General features: G+C 40.4%; 14 protein-coding genes. 4 read left to right on the forward strand and 10 right to left on the reverse strand.

What is annotated here, in order from left to right; all coding sequences use genetic code 11:
• Positions 1-25: 25 nt before the first annotated feature.
• From glpO to HT731_RS05605, 3 genes are all read right to left on the reverse strand, one after another.
• Positions 26-1,852 carry a type 1 glycerol-3-phosphate oxidase gene (glpO, locus tag HT731_RS05595; RefSeq protein WP_173278049.1) on the reverse strand — a complete coding sequence of 609 codons (1,827 nt, stop codon included), beginning with the start codon at positions 1,850-1,852 and terminating at the stop codon, positions 26-28.
• 41 nt (positions 1,853-1,893) lie between these two features.
• Complete coding sequence (glpK, locus tag HT731_RS05600; protein WP_173278051.1) at positions 1,894-3,402, reverse strand: glycerol kinase GlpK; 1,509 nt, start codon at positions 3,400-3,402, stop codon at positions 1,894-1,896.
• 159 nt (positions 3,403-3,561) lie between these two features.
• The gene (locus HT731_RS05605) at positions 3,562-4,989 is read right to left on the reverse strand and encodes a helix-turn-helix domain-containing protein (protein ID WP_173278052.1); all 1,428 of its coding nucleotides are present in this window, start codon (positions 4,987-4,989) and stop codon (positions 3,562-3,564) included.
• Between the two features lie 164 nt (positions 4,990-5,153).
• On the opposite strand from HT731_RS05605, the gene hslO reads away from it, so the two are divergent.
• From hslO to HT731_RS05620, 3 genes are read left to right on the forward strand one after another with little or no spacing between them, the layout of a single operon-like run.
• Positions 5,154-6,026, forward strand: a complete 873-nt coding sequence (hslO, locus tag HT731_RS05610; protein WP_033680940.1) for an Hsp33 family molecular chaperone HslO — start codon at positions 5,154-5,156, stop codon at positions 6,024-6,026.
• A complete protein-coding gene (gene dusB, locus HT731_RS05615; protein ID WP_000183308.1) occupies positions 6,013-6,993 on the forward strand; it encodes a tRNA dihydrouridine synthase DusB in 981 nt (326 codons plus the stop codon). Before hslO ends, dusB begins: the two co-directional genes overlap by 14 nt.
• A gap of 1 nt (position 6,994) precedes the next feature.
• A complete protein-coding gene (locus HT731_RS05620) occupies positions 6,995-7,546 on the forward strand; it encodes a cysteine hydrolase family protein (protein ID WP_173278053.1) in 552 nt (183 codons plus the stop codon).
• Positions 7,547-7,615: 69 nt separating this feature from the next.
• Here HT731_RS05620 and HT731_RS05625 read toward each other — a convergent pair whose 3' ends face one another.
• A complete protein-coding gene (locus tag HT731_RS05625; protein ID WP_173278054.1) occupies positions 7,616-8,308 on the reverse strand; it encodes a hypothetical protein in 693 nt (230 codons plus the stop codon).
• 278 nt (positions 8,309-8,586) lie between these two features.
• On the opposite strand from HT731_RS05625, the gene HT731_RS05630 reads away from it, so the two are divergent.
• The gene (locus tag HT731_RS05630; RefSeq protein WP_000933114.1) at positions 8,587-8,817 is read left to right on the forward strand and encodes a hypothetical protein; all 231 of its coding nucleotides are present in this window, start codon (positions 8,587-8,589) and stop codon (positions 8,815-8,817) included.
• Positions 8,818-8,890: 73 nt separating this feature from the next.
• Here HT731_RS05630 and HT731_RS05635 read toward each other — a convergent pair whose 3' ends face one another.
• The 6 genes from HT731_RS05635 to HT731_RS05660 all read right to left on the reverse strand — a co-directional run bounded on the left by HT731_RS05635 (position 8,891) and on the right by HT731_RS05660 (position 15,369).
• Entirely contained in the window at positions 8,891-11,323 is a 2,433-nt protein-coding gene (locus HT731_RS05635; RefSeq protein WP_173278055.1) for an ATP-dependent Clp protease ATP-binding subunit, read from the reverse strand.
• A 1-nt stretch (position 11,324) separates the two neighbouring features.
• A complete protein-coding gene (locus HT731_RS05640) occupies positions 11,325-11,783 on the reverse strand; it encodes a CtsR family transcriptional regulator (RefSeq protein WP_001211275.1) in 459 nt (152 codons plus the stop codon).
• A gap of 518 nt (positions 11,784-12,301) precedes the next feature.
• Positions 12,302-13,180, reverse strand: coding sequence for a hypothetical protein (locus HT731_RS05645; RefSeq protein ID WP_075231136.1), 879 nt, complete (start codon positions 13,178-13,180; stop codon positions 12,302-12,304).
• The gene (locus tag HT731_RS05650; protein ID WP_083301260.1) at positions 13,177-13,650 is read right to left on the reverse strand and encodes a hypothetical protein; all 474 of its coding nucleotides are present in this window, start codon (positions 13,648-13,650) and stop codon (positions 13,177-13,179) included. The genes HT731_RS05645 and HT731_RS05650 overlap by 4 nt, the downstream gene beginning before the upstream one ends.
• Positions 13,651-14,032: 382 nt before the next feature.
• Positions 14,033-14,443, reverse strand: a complete 411-nt coding sequence (locus HT731_RS05655) for a DUF722 domain-containing protein (protein ID WP_075231134.1) — start codon at positions 14,441-14,443, stop codon at positions 14,033-14,035.
• 377 nt (positions 14,444-14,820) lie between these two features.
• A complete protein-coding gene (locus HT731_RS05660; protein WP_075231133.1) occupies positions 14,821-15,369 on the reverse strand; it encodes a hypothetical protein in 549 nt (182 codons plus the stop codon).
• Positions 15,370-15,373 lie beyond the last annotated feature (4 nt).

The following is a 15,373-nucleotide window of genomic DNA, read 5'->3' on the forward strand; positions in this document are numbered from 1 at the left end:
TGCCCGCCACCTCTTTTATTTTTTCTTAATTTTTTAATTCTGCTAAATCGTTGTTAGCAAGAGCTGCTTCGACATCCGCACGGTAGACTGCTTTTTCTTCTTCTGACCAGTCATAGAATCGTCCCATTTCATCCAAAACTGGCTCAACGATGCTATCCAAACTATCACGCATAAAGAGCATATGGTTGGTACGACGAAGGAGGAAGTCAACTGGGCTAAGAGCCAACTCATTGCGCATTGCATAATGCAGAGACAAGGTGTCTGCCAAGCTGAGTCCTGGCGCTTGTTCCAAGCTGTGGGCAAGGGCAAATACCTTCGGTGCATTTGAACCGTATAGATTTGCGAGATAGTGAGCTTCCTTGCTATCCAAACCACGTGACACTCCAAGTTGAGCAAAAGCTTCAATTTCTGAGTCCACATTTGCTGGGTTCAATTCTCCACCTGAAACAGGGTAAGTCTTAGAATTGATGAGTTTAAAGCTACGGTCAAATTCTGCTTTGAGGATTTCAACCACGCGTTCCATAGCTCCTTCAGCCATCTTACGGTAATCTGTGATTTTACCACCAGCAAGGGTCAAGAGACCATTGTCATCACGATCCAAGCTAGAACCACGTGAAACTGCAGATGGATCCAAATGTTTCTCAGAAGTACTGCTTTCAAGCTTGCTGACAGCAGCCTCAACATCTTCACGCGTTTTTTCTTTAGAGAGATAAGATTCAACAGTCGCAATCAAGTTGTTAAAGCTTTCATCACTGATGGTTCCGTTATTTCCTCCATTGTAGTCAGAAGCGCTATTGCCTGCAATCAATGGACGAAGACCTGCCCAGCTACTTTCAATATCTTGAACAGTAATATTTGCTTCTGGGAAGCGGTTGTTTACAATACCAAGTAAGTAATCAACATCTTCTTGAGTTACTTTTGGATGTTCTAAATCACCTGTATAGTCTGTGTCTGTTGTACCAAAGTAAGTCTTGTTTTCACGTGGGAGAACAAAGACCATACGACCATCACCCAAACCTGTGTCAAAGTAAACTGGCTGTGACACCTTTATCTTGCTTGAATCCACTACCAAGTGAACTCCCTTAGTTGGACGCATTTGTGAGAATTGTGTTCCCTTATTAGATAAATTGCGTACTTTGTCACTCCAAGGACCTGTTGTGTTAATAACCAGACGGGCCTTGATTTCAAAGACTTGGTATGTCAACAAATCACGAGCTACGACACCTGTAATCTTGCCACTTTCGTCAAAGAGGAAGCCTTCTGCTTTAACGTGGTTGGCAATGAGGGCACCGTCTTGGTTGGCACGTTTGATGTTTTCAATCACGAGACGCGCATCGTTGTTACGGAAGTCAAGGTAAACCCCACCTCCTACCAAGCCTTCTTTCTTCAAGTTTGGTTGACGTTCCAAGACTTCTTCCTTGCTCAAGACCTTGTTAGCAGCTGGCGTATTGTTAACCCCTGCCAAAAGGTCGTACAAATCCATGGCTACTTTCAGACGGAAGAGGCTAAAGGTAGCTCCATCTTCATCGTAAACTGGCAAAAGCATTGGATCTGGTTTTGGAATGTGTGGAGCGATTTGTTGAACCACTGCACGTTCAGAAACTGTATCTGATACCACTTCTACGTCAAATTGTTTGAGGTAACGCAGACCTCCGTGAACCAATTTTGTTGAACGGCTAGATGTTCCTTCTGCGAAGTCCTGCATTTCAATCAAACCAGTATCTAGACCACTAGCTGCTGCCTGTAAAGCTACACCAGCCCCTGTGATTCCTCCACCGATAATCAAGAGGTCCAGGGTACGTTCCTGCATTTTTTTAATTGATAATTCACGTGTTTTCTTTGAAAATTCCATACTTACACACTTTCTAACTGAGTCGCTTTATTCTCCCAGTATTAGTCGTCTACTTCCGCAAAGACTTGAGTTGCTTTCACAGCCTTCTTCCAGCCTTTGTAGAGTTGTTCCTTGCGGGATTCGTTCATAGATGGTTCAAAGAGTTCTCCTGTCTCATTCAAGAGTTTCAACTCATCCAAGTCTTTCCAATAGCCCACTGACAAACCTGCTAGGAAAGCTGCCCCTAGAGCTGTTGTTTCTAAGTTTTTGGCGCGTGCGATGTCGATTCCCAAAATGTCAGCCTGGAACTGCATGAGGAAGTTGTTCATAGCTGCACCACCATCTACTTTCAAGACCTGGATAGCTGTCTGCGCATCCACTTGCATGGTGTCGATGATGTCACGTACTTGATAAGCAATTGATTGAAGAGTTGCCTTGATAAAGTCTTCCTTGCTTGTTCCACGAGTCAAACCAAAGACAGAACCGCGAGCATTTTGGTTCCAGTATGGTGCTCCTAGTCCTGTAAAGGCTGGAACTACATAAACTTCATCATCATTGTGAGAATCACGAGCATATTTTTCAGATTCTGGTGAACTGTCAACCATGCGAAGACCATCACGAAGCCACTGAATCGCACTTCCTGCGATGAAGATAGAACCTTCTAAAGCATAGTAGACCTTGCCATTGATACCGTAACCAATTGTTGTCAAGAGGTTGTTTTCAGACAACTGCATTTCTTCCCCAGTGTTCATGATGATGAAAGAACCTGTTCCATAAGTATTTTTAACCATACCTGGTTCAAAGGCCAACTGTCCAAAGAGAGCTGCCTGTTGGTCCCCTGCCATACCTGAGATTGGCACTTCTCCACCATAGAAGTGGAATGGGGCTGTCTTACCGTAGATTTCAGAGTTAGAACGGACTTCTGGCAACATAGCCTTAGGAATATTGAGGATTTCTAAGATTTCATCATCCCATTTGAGTTCTTTAATATTGTAGAGCATGGTACGAGCTGCATTTGAGTAGTCCGTTACGTGAGCCGCACCGTCTGTCAATTTCCAAACCAACCAAGTATCGATGGTACCAAAGAGCAACTCCCCTTTTTCAGCTCGCTCTTGAGCGCCCTCTACATGGTCCAAAATCCAACGAACCTTGGTAGCTGAGAAGTAAGCATCGATAATCAAACCAGTCTTTTCATGGAATTTTTCCACATAACCTTGGCTTTTTAGTTGCTCAGCCAAAGGTGCTGTCTGACGTGATTGCCAAACGATAGCGTTGTAGATAGGAAGTCCTGTTTTCTTATCCCAGACAACCGTTGTTTCACGCTGGTTGGTAATCCCGATTGCCTCGATTTGACTTGGTTTCACACCACTTTCGATGAAAGCACCCGCAATAACAGACTGTACAGAATTCCAAATTTCATTGGCATTGTGTTCTACCCAACCTGCGTGAGGGAAAATTTGAGTGAACTCTTTTTGACTAGAGCTAACTTTTTCTCCTTTTTTATTAAAGATAATGGCACGAGAACTTGTTGTTCCCTGGTCAATGGCCATAATGAATTTTTCTTGTGACATGTGATGTCCTCCTCATAAAGATCTTGAGGATGTCTCCTCTTTACACTAACTAGTATACAAAATAAAGCGCTTTCTTGTTTATCAACTTTTTTTAATTTTTAAAAAAATGTGAGGAGATTGTGTAAATTTCACAAAAAAGACCTGAAACAACCAAGCCTTTTAAGTGAATAATAACTGACGAATCCCTGCCAAATCTTCCATATCCAAGTCGTTTTTTAAATAATAGACTGGTGTTTGTTCCTTCTTATGAATCGGGTTATTGGTAACCAGCAAATCATAATGTCGAGTTCGGTCATAGGCTTCAATGGTAATAAAACGATTGTATTCCAAATACCGTTTCAAAATGGCTGCCATCCTTGAAAAGACAAGAAAACCAGATGTCAAATCCAGACCAATCCGCATATGCTGGCCACCATTTTCAGCCATATATTCGATCAACTGGAGCCATTCCCAGAGAATTTTCTTATCCAAATCCGTCCCCTGCTGAAAAGCGGGCAAGGCATGAAAAATCTCCTCTGCTGTTTCCCTAAAATCATGTTCCATCAGGAAATATGGATGACGATTCTCTAACTGGTACTTGTAGCGATCCTGTAAAATATAGCCCTTATAGAGATAGACTTGAGCACAAAGCTGACTGAGTTCATAGGTGACATGGTCCTCTGTATAACCGCCCAGCAAATCCTCCTTCTTCATTTCTTGAATCAATTGCGTCAGCAAATCTGCCAACTGCCCTCCAAAACCAAGGATATACTCCATGGTATGAAGGGGAAGAATACGATGAGACAAGAGGAAAGAAAAGAAAATCATCATCTCTCCATCCTCAGTTCCTAGAGGAAGATGTTGCCCAGCAAAAAAGGACGGAGCCTTTCTGAGCAAACGAAGGTAGAAAATATTGTCAAAATACCCTTGCATTTTCTCTTCTATCACTTGAAACTGACAAGCATTGACCCGAAGGCGTTGTTGACTAATGTGAGCCCAGAGAATCAAATCTAATTTCTGCCCCGAAGACAAACTCGCACCGCAGATTTCTTCTAGTGTAGCAATTTCCTGCTTTCTCTCTGGTTTCTGCATGTGGCTTTCCCACTCCTGACTGGACCAGACCTTGCGGAAAAGACAGAAATAGAAATAGCGAATCTGATGCTCTGGACCTCGCCAACGTCCATTTTGGATAGATAAATCAAATTCTGACAAAATCTGATTTAAACTAGCCAAATGGCGCCCAAGTGTTGCCTCACTAATCATCAATTCTTGAGCCAGCTGATGGGCTAAAAACTGTTGATGATAGAGAAGATAGACCACAATCTGGTATTTAATAGCATTTTCCAAAAACAAGCTCCGGATATCTCTCCCCTTGGTAGCTGCACCGATTGACAGACGCAGATTTTCATCTTCTAAGGATATGTTTAGCTCTAAACCACTGTCCGAAGCCTTATCATTGAGCAGGGTGACATATTTGGTTAGGGTTGCTTTTGAAAATCCTGTCTCCTCCATTACAGCCTTGACAGTCGTCTGAGACTCTTGTAATAGAAAGGAAAGGATTGAAAATTGGCCAGATTCAGCCTTTTCCATCAAATCTCCTAAATACATTTGTTACCCCTTTCATTTTCTACCTTAAGCATAGCATAAATCTTAGAAATGCTGAAATAATCTGTTTCTCTTTTTATTTACCTGCTGATTTCCTGGTCCATTATCCTGAAAATCAGCAAACACACGGCTCCCCCTTTGGGCATTTTTATGCTAAAATAGTAGCTATGGATAAAATTATTAAAACTATATCAGAAAGCGGAGCCTTTCGTGCTTTTGTCCTTGACAGCACAGAAACCGTCCGCACTGCTCAAGAAAAACACCAAACCCAAGCTAGCTCAACTGTAGCGCTTGGTCGAACTCTTATCGCTAGCCAGATTCTCGCAGCCAATGAAAAAGGAAATACTAAACTAACAGTTAAGGTGCTGGGATCTAGCTCACTAGGTGCCATCATCACCGTCGCTGATACCAAGGGGAATGTCAAAGGTTACGTTCAAAATCCAGGTGTCGATATCAAAAAGACTGCAACTGGTGAAGTCCTAGTCGGACCTTTTGTTGGAAATGGTCAATTCCTCGTTATCACAGACTACGGCATTGGAAATCCTTACAACTCTATGACTCCCCTCATCTCTGGAGAAATCGGTGAAGACCTGGCCTTTTACCTGACTGAAAGCCAACAGACCCCTTCTGCTGTCGGCCTCAATGTCCTTTTAGACGAAGAAGACAAGGTCAAGGTTGCAGGTGGTTTCCTAGTTCAAGTCTTGCCGGGAGCCAAGGAAGAAGAGATTACCCGATTTGAAAAACGCATCCAAGAAATGCCAGCTATCTCAACGCTTCTCGAAAGTGAAGACCATATCGAAGCCCTCCTCAATGCTATCTACGGTGACGAGGCCTACAAGCGTCTTTCTGAAGAAGAAATCCGTTTCCAATGTGACTGTAGTCATGAGCGCTTTATGAACGCTCTTGCTAGTCTTCCAAGCTCAGACTTACAGGAAATGAAAGAGGAAGACCACGGGGCAGAAATCACTTGTCAATTCTGCCAAACGACTTACAACTTTGATGAAAACGACCTGGAGGAACTCATTCGTGACAAATCTTAATACACCTTTTATGATTGGCAATGTTGAGATTCCCAATCGTACCGTTTTAGCGCCTATGGCTGGCGTGACCAACTCAGCCTTTCGTACCATCGCAAAAGAGCTCGGAGCTGGACTCGTTGTCATGGAAATGGTCTCTGACAAGGGAATCCAATACAACAACGAAAAAACCCTGCATATGCTTCATATCGATGAAGGCGAAAACCCAGTCTCTATCCAACTATTTGGTAGTGATGAAGACAGTCTAGCACGCGCAGCAGAATTCATCCAAGAAAACACCAAAACCGATATCGTGGATATCAACATGGGCTGCCCAGTTAATAAAATCGTGAAGAACGAAGCTGGTGCTATGTGGCTCAAGGATCCAGACAAGATTTACTCTATCATCAACAAGGTCCAGTCTGTCCTTGATATCCCACTTACTGTCAAAATGCGTACCGGCTGGGCTGACCCATCTCTGGCAGTAGAAAATGCCCTCGCTGCTGAAGCTGCAGGTGTTTCTGCCCTCGCCATGCATGGCCGTACCCGTGAACAAATGTATACAGGTCACGCAGACCTTGAGACCCTTCACAAGGTCGCTCAAGCTCTGACCAAGATTCCATTTATCGCTAATGGTGACATCCGTACAGTTCAAGAAGCCAAGCAACGCATCGAAGAAGTAGGTGCTGATGCAGTCATGATTGGTCGCGCTGCCATGGGAAATCCCTACCTCTTCAACCAAATCAACCATTACTTTGAAACAGGAGAAATCCTACCTGATTTGACCTTTGAGGACAAGATGAAAATCGCCTACGAACACTTGAAACGCTTGATTAACCTCAAAGGGGAAAACGTCGCAGTTCGTGAATTCCGTGGCCTCGCTCCTCACTACCTCCGTGGAACATCTGGCGCTGCCAAACTCCGTGGAGCCATTTCACAAGCTAGCACCCTAGCAGAGATTGAGGCACTCTTGCAGTTGGATAAGGCTTAAAATGGTTCATACTGCTCTACTAATTATCGATATGCAAAAAGCATTTGATAGCCCTATCTGGGGAGAACGAAATAACCCTCAAGCTGAACATCAAGCATTGAGGTTACTAGCATACTTTCGTAAACACGCTCTTCCAGTCTTACATGTTCAACACATATCTGACAATCCCCAGTCGCAATTTCATAACAAACAAAATCAGGTGTTTAAAAGTGGATTTGAACCGATTACCTCAGAACCTGTCTTTCAAAAAATGGTTAATAGCGCCTTTATTGGAACAAATCTTGAAACATATTTACGAACAAATCAGATTTGTCATTTAGTCGTTGTTGGTTTGACCCTGCCTCATTGTGTATCTACTACGACACGAATGGCAGCAAATCTTGGTTTTGAAGTCACTCTACTAGCAGATGCTACTGCCAGTTTTACCCTATCTAACAAAAACGGTCAGACCATCTCTCCTGAGACTATCCATGAGATTCATCTCCTTTCTCTACAAGATGAATTCGCTCAAATTCTTACTACAGAAGAATTTTTAACCCAAGTGCAAGTATAAAATAATCCGTCAACTCTTATTGAGCTGACGGATTTTCTTTGACTGTAAAAATTCAAATAATGAGAGCTATTATTGACTCAAAGCAACACTGGAAACCTTACCATCCGCTCCTGTTGTAATTTGGATGATTTTTCCTCCACCAATTTTGGCATTATACTTACCATCATCAAGAGTATAAGAATAGCCTTTGATAGAGTAATTTTCTTTCTTTCCATCAGAAGATTCTACTGTGAATTGACCTCCTGATGAAACTGTAATGGTTTCACCATTGGCTCCCTTCCAATTGCCCGCTGCAGCTGAGAAATCACCATCTACCATGGTTAAAACACCCTTGTAGCGTTTATTTTGCTCTGCTTGTTTGTCTTGAAGTTTGCGGTCAGTTGTAGGATCATAGCTTGATTGGTTAGACTGGGCTTGAGGAGCTTGTTGAGTTGAAGGAGCCTGAGCAGGAGTTTGTTGACTAGCTACCTGTTGATTAGCCACTTCTTGACCTTGTCTTTGTTCTGGTGTCGCTTGTGATGTCCTTGCAGTTGCTGAAGATTGATCAGTAGACGCCTTGGCCTTTTCAGATGAAGCTGAGCTTGAGGACTTCTGAGTCTTGCTTTCTTTGCTAGCAGAAGCTGCTTTAGAACTTGATGATTGGCTTGTCTTAGCAGAACTGCTTACTTGAGTTGTTTCCTTTTTATTTCCACAAGCTCCTAATAATAGGGTAGAAGCCAATACAGTTGCTGCCATCAATTTGATATAGGTTTTCTTTTTCATTTTTCTACTCCTTTGTAATATTTTAGAAATATAAAGAAATCTTTTTGTAATATAATTGTAACATTCCGATTTAAATATGTCAACAATTTATCTAAACTATTTTAAAAATCTCACATAATTTAGACACCTTTACTCCTCCTACTCTTCTATTCGTAATAAAACAGAAAAAAATTCCTATTTTGATTAAAATTGTTTAAACCCCCTTTGTGTAATCGCTTGCATTATTGAGTGTGAAGGAATATAATAACATTGAAATAGAATATAGGAGGTGCACTCTCATGCTAAATAAGTATTTCAAGTATCTTCCTTGGCTGATTTTAGATGCTTTCGCTTCTTACGGGGCAGCTACTCATTACGCTCAAACAACATTTGATTTGTTCTTCTTAACTATCGTTTTTATGATTGTCTACGTAGCTTTATTGTATTTACACGAAACCTATTTAAAATATAAATACAAAGACTTCTTTACTCACATATTGAGTAATCCTAAGAAAGATAGCCACCCCTAAAAACAGTCGCAACAGCAAAACCATCTCATGATGGTACATAAAGAGGTCGGGAACTTTGTCCCGACCTCGCTTTTTATACAATATCAAATTTTAACTGGCCTGCTTTGACACCAATCTTAAGTGTCTTACCTGCTACTAATTCTCCCTTGAGAAGAAGTTCTGCCAACTTGTCTTCCACTTCTGTTTGCAGGGTTCTGCGAAGTGGACGAGCTCCCATCTCTGGGTCATATCCTTGATTTGCCAACAATTTCAGTGCGGAAGCTTGTAATTTCAAGTCAATTCCTTTTTCAGCCAAACTTGCCACTAAAGGTTTGACCATAATCTTCACCACTTCCTGCATATTGTCGCTAGATAGGCTATGGAAGACAACCTTTTCATCAATACGGTTGATAAACTCAGGTCTATAAGCCTTTTTCAGTTCTTCAAACATGCGTTTTTCCATATTCTCCTGATCAAAACGGATATCCTTAGCTCCAAAGCCAACTGTCTTGTCATCCCGAAGGGCTGTCGCACCAAGGTTTGATGTCATGATAATAATGGTATTTGAAAAGTCGACCTTGCGTCCCTTACTGTCTGTCAAGACACCGTCATCCAAGACCTGCAAGAGAACATTAAAGATGTCTGGGTGGGCCTTCTCTACCTCGTCAAAAAGGAGAACAGAATAGGGTTTGTTACGAACCTTCTCCGTCAACTCCCCACCTTCTTCATAACCCACATAACCCGGAGGAGCTCCATTGAGACGGCTGGCTGCGAATTTCTCCATATACTCACTCATATCAAAGCGGATAAGGGCTGATTCGTCATCAAAGAGAACTTCTGCCAGAGCCTTGGCCAATTCGGTCTTACCGACACCTGTAGGTCCTAGGAACATAAAGGAACCAATCGGACGCTTGTGACTGCGAATTCCTGACTGGTTACGGCGAATGGCACGGCTGATACTAGAGACAGCCTGATCTTGCCCGATAACCCGTTTATGGAGTTCTGCTTCAAGATTTAGATATTTCTTAGCGTCAGTCTGAGTCAGTTTTTGGACTGGGATACCTGACAGACGACTCAAGGTGGTCAAAATATCAGACTCTGTCACCAAGTCTTTATAGACAGGCACTTCCTCCTCTTTTGCGATTAGCTGAGCTGCCTGTTTCCACTTGCCATCCATCAAGGCCTTGTCAGCTGGACTCAAGCCTGAATCGTCTGCTTTTACATGCTTAGCCTTATTTTGCACTGTTGCCGCTGCCTCATCCAAGAGATCAATAGCAGAGTCTGGCAAGTGACGACTAGTCAAGTAGCGATGTGCCATCTTGACAGCTGTTTCAACCGCTTCATCTGTGATTTGCACACGATGATGTTTCTCATAAGTCGCCTTCAAGCCTTGTAAAATGGTCATGCTGTCTGCCACACTTGGCTCTTCAATCGTCACTTTTGCAAAACGACGAGAAAGGGCTGCGTCTTTTTCAATGTGTTTTTGGTACTCTTCCTGAGTAGTCGCACCAACCGTTCTCAAGGTTCCACGCGCTAAAGCTGGCTTCAAGATATTGGCCGCATCCAGAGTTGAGTCAATTCCACTACCAGAACCCATGATAGTGTGGAGTTCATCGATAAAGAGGATGACTTGACCATCTTCTTCAATATCCTTGATGATATTATTCATGCGTTCTTCAAAGTCACCACGGAAGCGTGTCCCTGCAACAACATTCATCAAATCAAGCTCTAACACGCGCATCTTAGCCATTTCCGCAGGTACATCACCACTAGCAATACGCTGGGCAAGACCGAGCGCCAGAGCTGTTTTCCCGACACCAGCATCCCCAACCAAGACAGGATTATTCTTGGTTTTTCGGCTCAAGATTTGAATCATACGCGAGATTTCCTTATCTCGACCGATGACTGGTTCTAACTTGCCAGAACGCGCTTGCTCTGTCAAATCATGCGTATAGTCCTCGAGACCACCACTCGGAGTCTGGGGCATGCCCATCATATTAGCCATAGAATTTTGCTTATCAGCTACTGTACGATGGCGTTGGCGTAAAGCCTTGAGATCTTCACGAGTCCAGCCTGCTCGTTCTTCTAAATTTCGACGAAGGGCTGCAATCTTGACCTGATCTTTCTTGTCTTCATAAGAAAAACCAGCCCTCTCCAAGATACGAGTCGCCAAGGCATTGCCATCATGCAAAATCGCATAAAGGAGGTGCTCTGTCCCTAGCACCTTAGCATGGACCACTGACGCTACATACTCTGCTTCATCAAAAAGGACCTGCAAACGATGAGAGAACGGCAATTCCGTAAAGGTTTCATCTTGGCTATAGTCCGTTTCAGTCAGCTCCAAAGCAACTTCTTCTAAACGGTCCATCTCATATGGATAATCATTTAAAGTTGCCCCTGCCACACTATAACTGTGATTAGACATGGCAATCAACAAGTGCCAAGACTCTAAGTAACGAGCTCCAAAATGGCCAGCAACCATGTAGGCACTTTCGATACATTCATTCAATGCTTTTGAATAGTTCATCTTACTTCCCTTTTCTATCTACCTCTTGTATGACCTGGCGTAGCATGTTTGCTCGGAGGACTGGAGCTTCTTCTCCTAGGACGCGATCCAAAGCTACTGCCACCAGTAAATTCATCTCCTGCTTGGTCATCAATTCCTGCTCAACCAAAAGTTGTAGAATATCCTCATAAATTTCTTGACTGACCCGCTCACCAATTGAGTAAAGCAGCTCCCTGAGCATTTCATGATGACTAGAAAACTCAATCCGTCCTATACGAATGTAGCCTCCGCCACCACGCTTACTTTCAACCAAGTAGCCTCTACTTTCCGTAAAGCGTGTCTTGATTACGTAGTTAATCTGACTAGGGACAACCTGAAAGGTATCCGCCAACTGACTCCGTTGCAACTCCACGATACCAGATTGATCTAAAATCGCCTTGATGTAGGCTTCAATATGATCCGATGTATTTTTAAATCTCATTACAAACCCACCTCTCTCTTTGAACCTTGACTATCTTTGACTATACTATCATTTAACACTCTATAAGTCAAATTTTTAGGGCTCAGCCCTTGAAAATACTGACTTTCTTTAAAAACATTTAGGCATTAAATCGCCTTAGTTTTTCTTGATAGTTCCTAAAAAAGTCCACAAAAAAGAGCCCTAAAATGGGCGTAATATTGACGAGTTCAGCAGGCAAGAAACTAGCACGGTCAAACGTGCTTTTTTAATACCTAGTAATATTATAGCATATCTTCCTCAGCATTTCCATTTCGCACATTTGTGCCGACTGACGCACTGTTGAGGTGTAATTTTTTTGTATTGATGTACTAAAAGTCACTTCTACGTGGTGTTCAAAGCCTAGTCTAGTTTTCTTAATACTTGCAAATTTAATATTTAGAACTTTCGTTTCTTCCTCTACTATTCGCAAAAAATAAAGGAGTAACTATCTTTGACAGTTACCCTTTTTTACTCTAATTATTTTTATTAGATAATTAGGATTATATTTCTACTATATTTCTAACTGATGAAGTTACATAAGTGAAAGTATGTTGTGTACGTCTAATAACTACTTTTACACTTGTCTTAATTTGATATTCTTCATTTGTAGTTAAATGAAGTGATTTTATTTCTGGATCGTTGACCTTTACATTCACAATCCCTTCTTGAGTATCCAAAGTTATTTTCTGAGTAGATAAGTCAACCTTGATTAATTTCCCCTGAACTATGATATTTTCTTGTTTTTCTATATGAGTATCCTTAAATTTTTTGTTAATCTCTACTATCTGCTCTTTAGCAAATAGCTTATTAGAATTATTTAGCTTATCTTGAATCTCTATCCCAAGTTTTTCTTTATTCAATCTAGATACTAATTGTTTCACAGAATTAAAAGTTCTTGAACTATATGTCTCAACAAATTCTGGAATATCAATTGTTCCTTCAAGCAAATCAGATACATCATTCATTACATTTATTGCTATATTATTTTCACGATCGAAGATTGAAAGTTGATTAGTTTTTAATCCCAAATCAATTATAAATGAACCTGCTCTGGTAGAAGTAATTATAAGTTCATTCCGATTTAGAATATCTTTTGGAATCTGTCCTCGCTTTCCTTCAAATCCAATACACGATGCTATCCCATTTTCTTGAATACTCTCGACTGATTTGAGAGTTTCTGACAGTTGTCTTAACCCAATTTGTCCAGAAGGAAGATTTTCTGAAAGCAATCTGATAGAAAGCATACTCTTAACATTGCTTGAATTTATCGCTTCTTCAAATTCTCTCATTGATTCAAGTCCCATATGCAACATAACTCTTAATTCATCATTAGAAACTTTATTCGCTCTATCTTCAAGTATTTTTAATTCTGTACTCATAAAACCACCTCCTTATCTAACTCGATAATTCCTTTAGGGTTATGATTTCTGTCAAAACCAAATTTCCCTAACCAATAGGTTTCCTGGTAATCTATTTCATACCATTCTTTAGAAAACTGAACAAAGAAATTTTTATCCCAACAAACATAAACATCTAAATATTTATCTAATAACTCTTCATGTTTATTCCTTAATAATTGAAAGTATTCGCAATTATTGGGATCTGGCTCAATAAATACAACACAATCAATATCGTTTGGATCCACCTTGTTGGAACAAAAACTGCCATCAATCCAGACTCTAGTTACTTTATTTTTATCTAATTCACTCCAAAAACTACAAAATGATTCAAAATTTCTATGACGTGTAGTTGAAGTTCGAAAGCCATTCACTAAAAAATCTTCAATTTCTGATTTTTCTCGTACATCAATTACGCCACCCTCTAGATTCCCATGTACGTTAAATTGCATATTCCCCTCCATACTTTAATCAAACAATGATTTAATCATATCTGCAATTCCTAATTGTATAATGTAGTTTTTCAAGAGATAAATTAATACTTTGAACTAATTATATCCCTTTTTTACTTATTATTCAATGTTGTTGATTAAGTATTACCAAAAAAATCAGTCGTTGTGGATTTATTTTTAATTAAGACTCAATTAGTCCGTATACAACAAAGCAAGGACAGACTGAAGTTTAACTTGAATTTTAAAACTCAATGTAAATCTTGCATTTTACTCAAAATTGGCTAGTTTTTACCCCCTTTTTGTCTGGAGGTCTCCGACTTGGAAAAAGTTCCCTTCACCGGTACCCTACTGGCCAGAAAGATTTTTTAAAAGGTGGGGGGAGTCAATATCCTTTCAACTCAACAAATCTTTTAGCGATTACCTTTCTACGGCTATTTATATAACGAGTAGTTTTATTTAGTTTCTCTGCCACGTCTTCCCAAGTCGCACCAGCTTCTAAATATCTCATTTTAAAAATGACTAGATCACTTTCAATTAAGTTTTCCATCAAGGTATCTACAACTAGTTTAAAGCCTTCTAAATATCTTAGCGTTTGGTCTTCTTCAATTCTAATGATGGTTGCTTCAGTAGGACTATATACTGTCTTGCTTTTCCCACCAGTACAATCTTCAGCGCTATGTTTCTTATTATGTATTAGTTCCTGTCTTCTCAAATAAATTTTATTAGCAAGCGTTCTATATCGTCCTAACTCAATATCTATCCCGTCCAGGTCTCTGTTACTCAACTCGTACATAGGCAAGTACCTCCACTTAAATTTAAAAAATTTTTTATCTTTCAATTTGTCAAATTGTAAATTCTGTCAAACTGACAAAAAGCGCTAAAAGCCTTCCAACACTCCACTTACCAGGTATCATTGTTTTAAGTTTGACAACTCTTCAATATGACAAGTTCAAGGGAAATTTCTTTAATTTATCCCCTCAGTTTCTCATATCTTACATTCTGTGAAACTCACTCCATTCTGTAAACCTCTGATATACCTTGCTTTCAAGCTATTACTTCTTTTCAGTTTATGCTTACTTTGTTATGTGAAACTTAGTAAAGCATAAAAGTAGGACTAGCGATATTTCTTTTGTTTGAGCCATATATCACTAGCCTTACTTAATTTGTTCCCTATTTTTCTAGATACACTTTGATGTCCCGATATTCCTTAGAAAAATTCATCCATCCGCTAGAATCAGGGGTTAAGAATGGTAGAACAGTAAGCGGACTTACTTCTGTTCGATACGGCGATAGAGAATGTCTCTGACTTATTTCTCTGACTACACCTGTATGGATTTCTTCTACATCCTTCTTCAGTTCTTGAATTTCATCATATGCGTCCAGAATTCGTCTAAGTTTGTTTCGGTATTGTTTATAGATCTTCTTAGTTTCCATCCGTTGCTTAGTCTCTTTAAAAATGTATTCAAAGATGACTGCATTAGCTTCTGAAAAATCACTATCAAATTTTTCCTGAAGGCCATCAATAGCTTTTTCCATCTTTTCCAGCTGCTCTAAAGATTCTAAGTTATTTGACAAAAAAGAATCTATGTTCTCAAATGAAACTGCTTGATTGCCTAACAGGCTTTTCCTTTTTTCGCTTAACTGTTCTCGTGCTGAATTAATCTTACTTTTTTTATTATCTATATCATCCAGTGTTTCAAATACTTGATTAATATCCATTTCT

The sequence above is a fragment of the Streptococcus sp. k-163 genome, from assembly GCF_013277555.1.
Taxonomy (GTDB): domain Bacteria; phylum Bacillota; class Bacilli; order Lactobacillales; family Streptococcaceae; genus Streptococcus.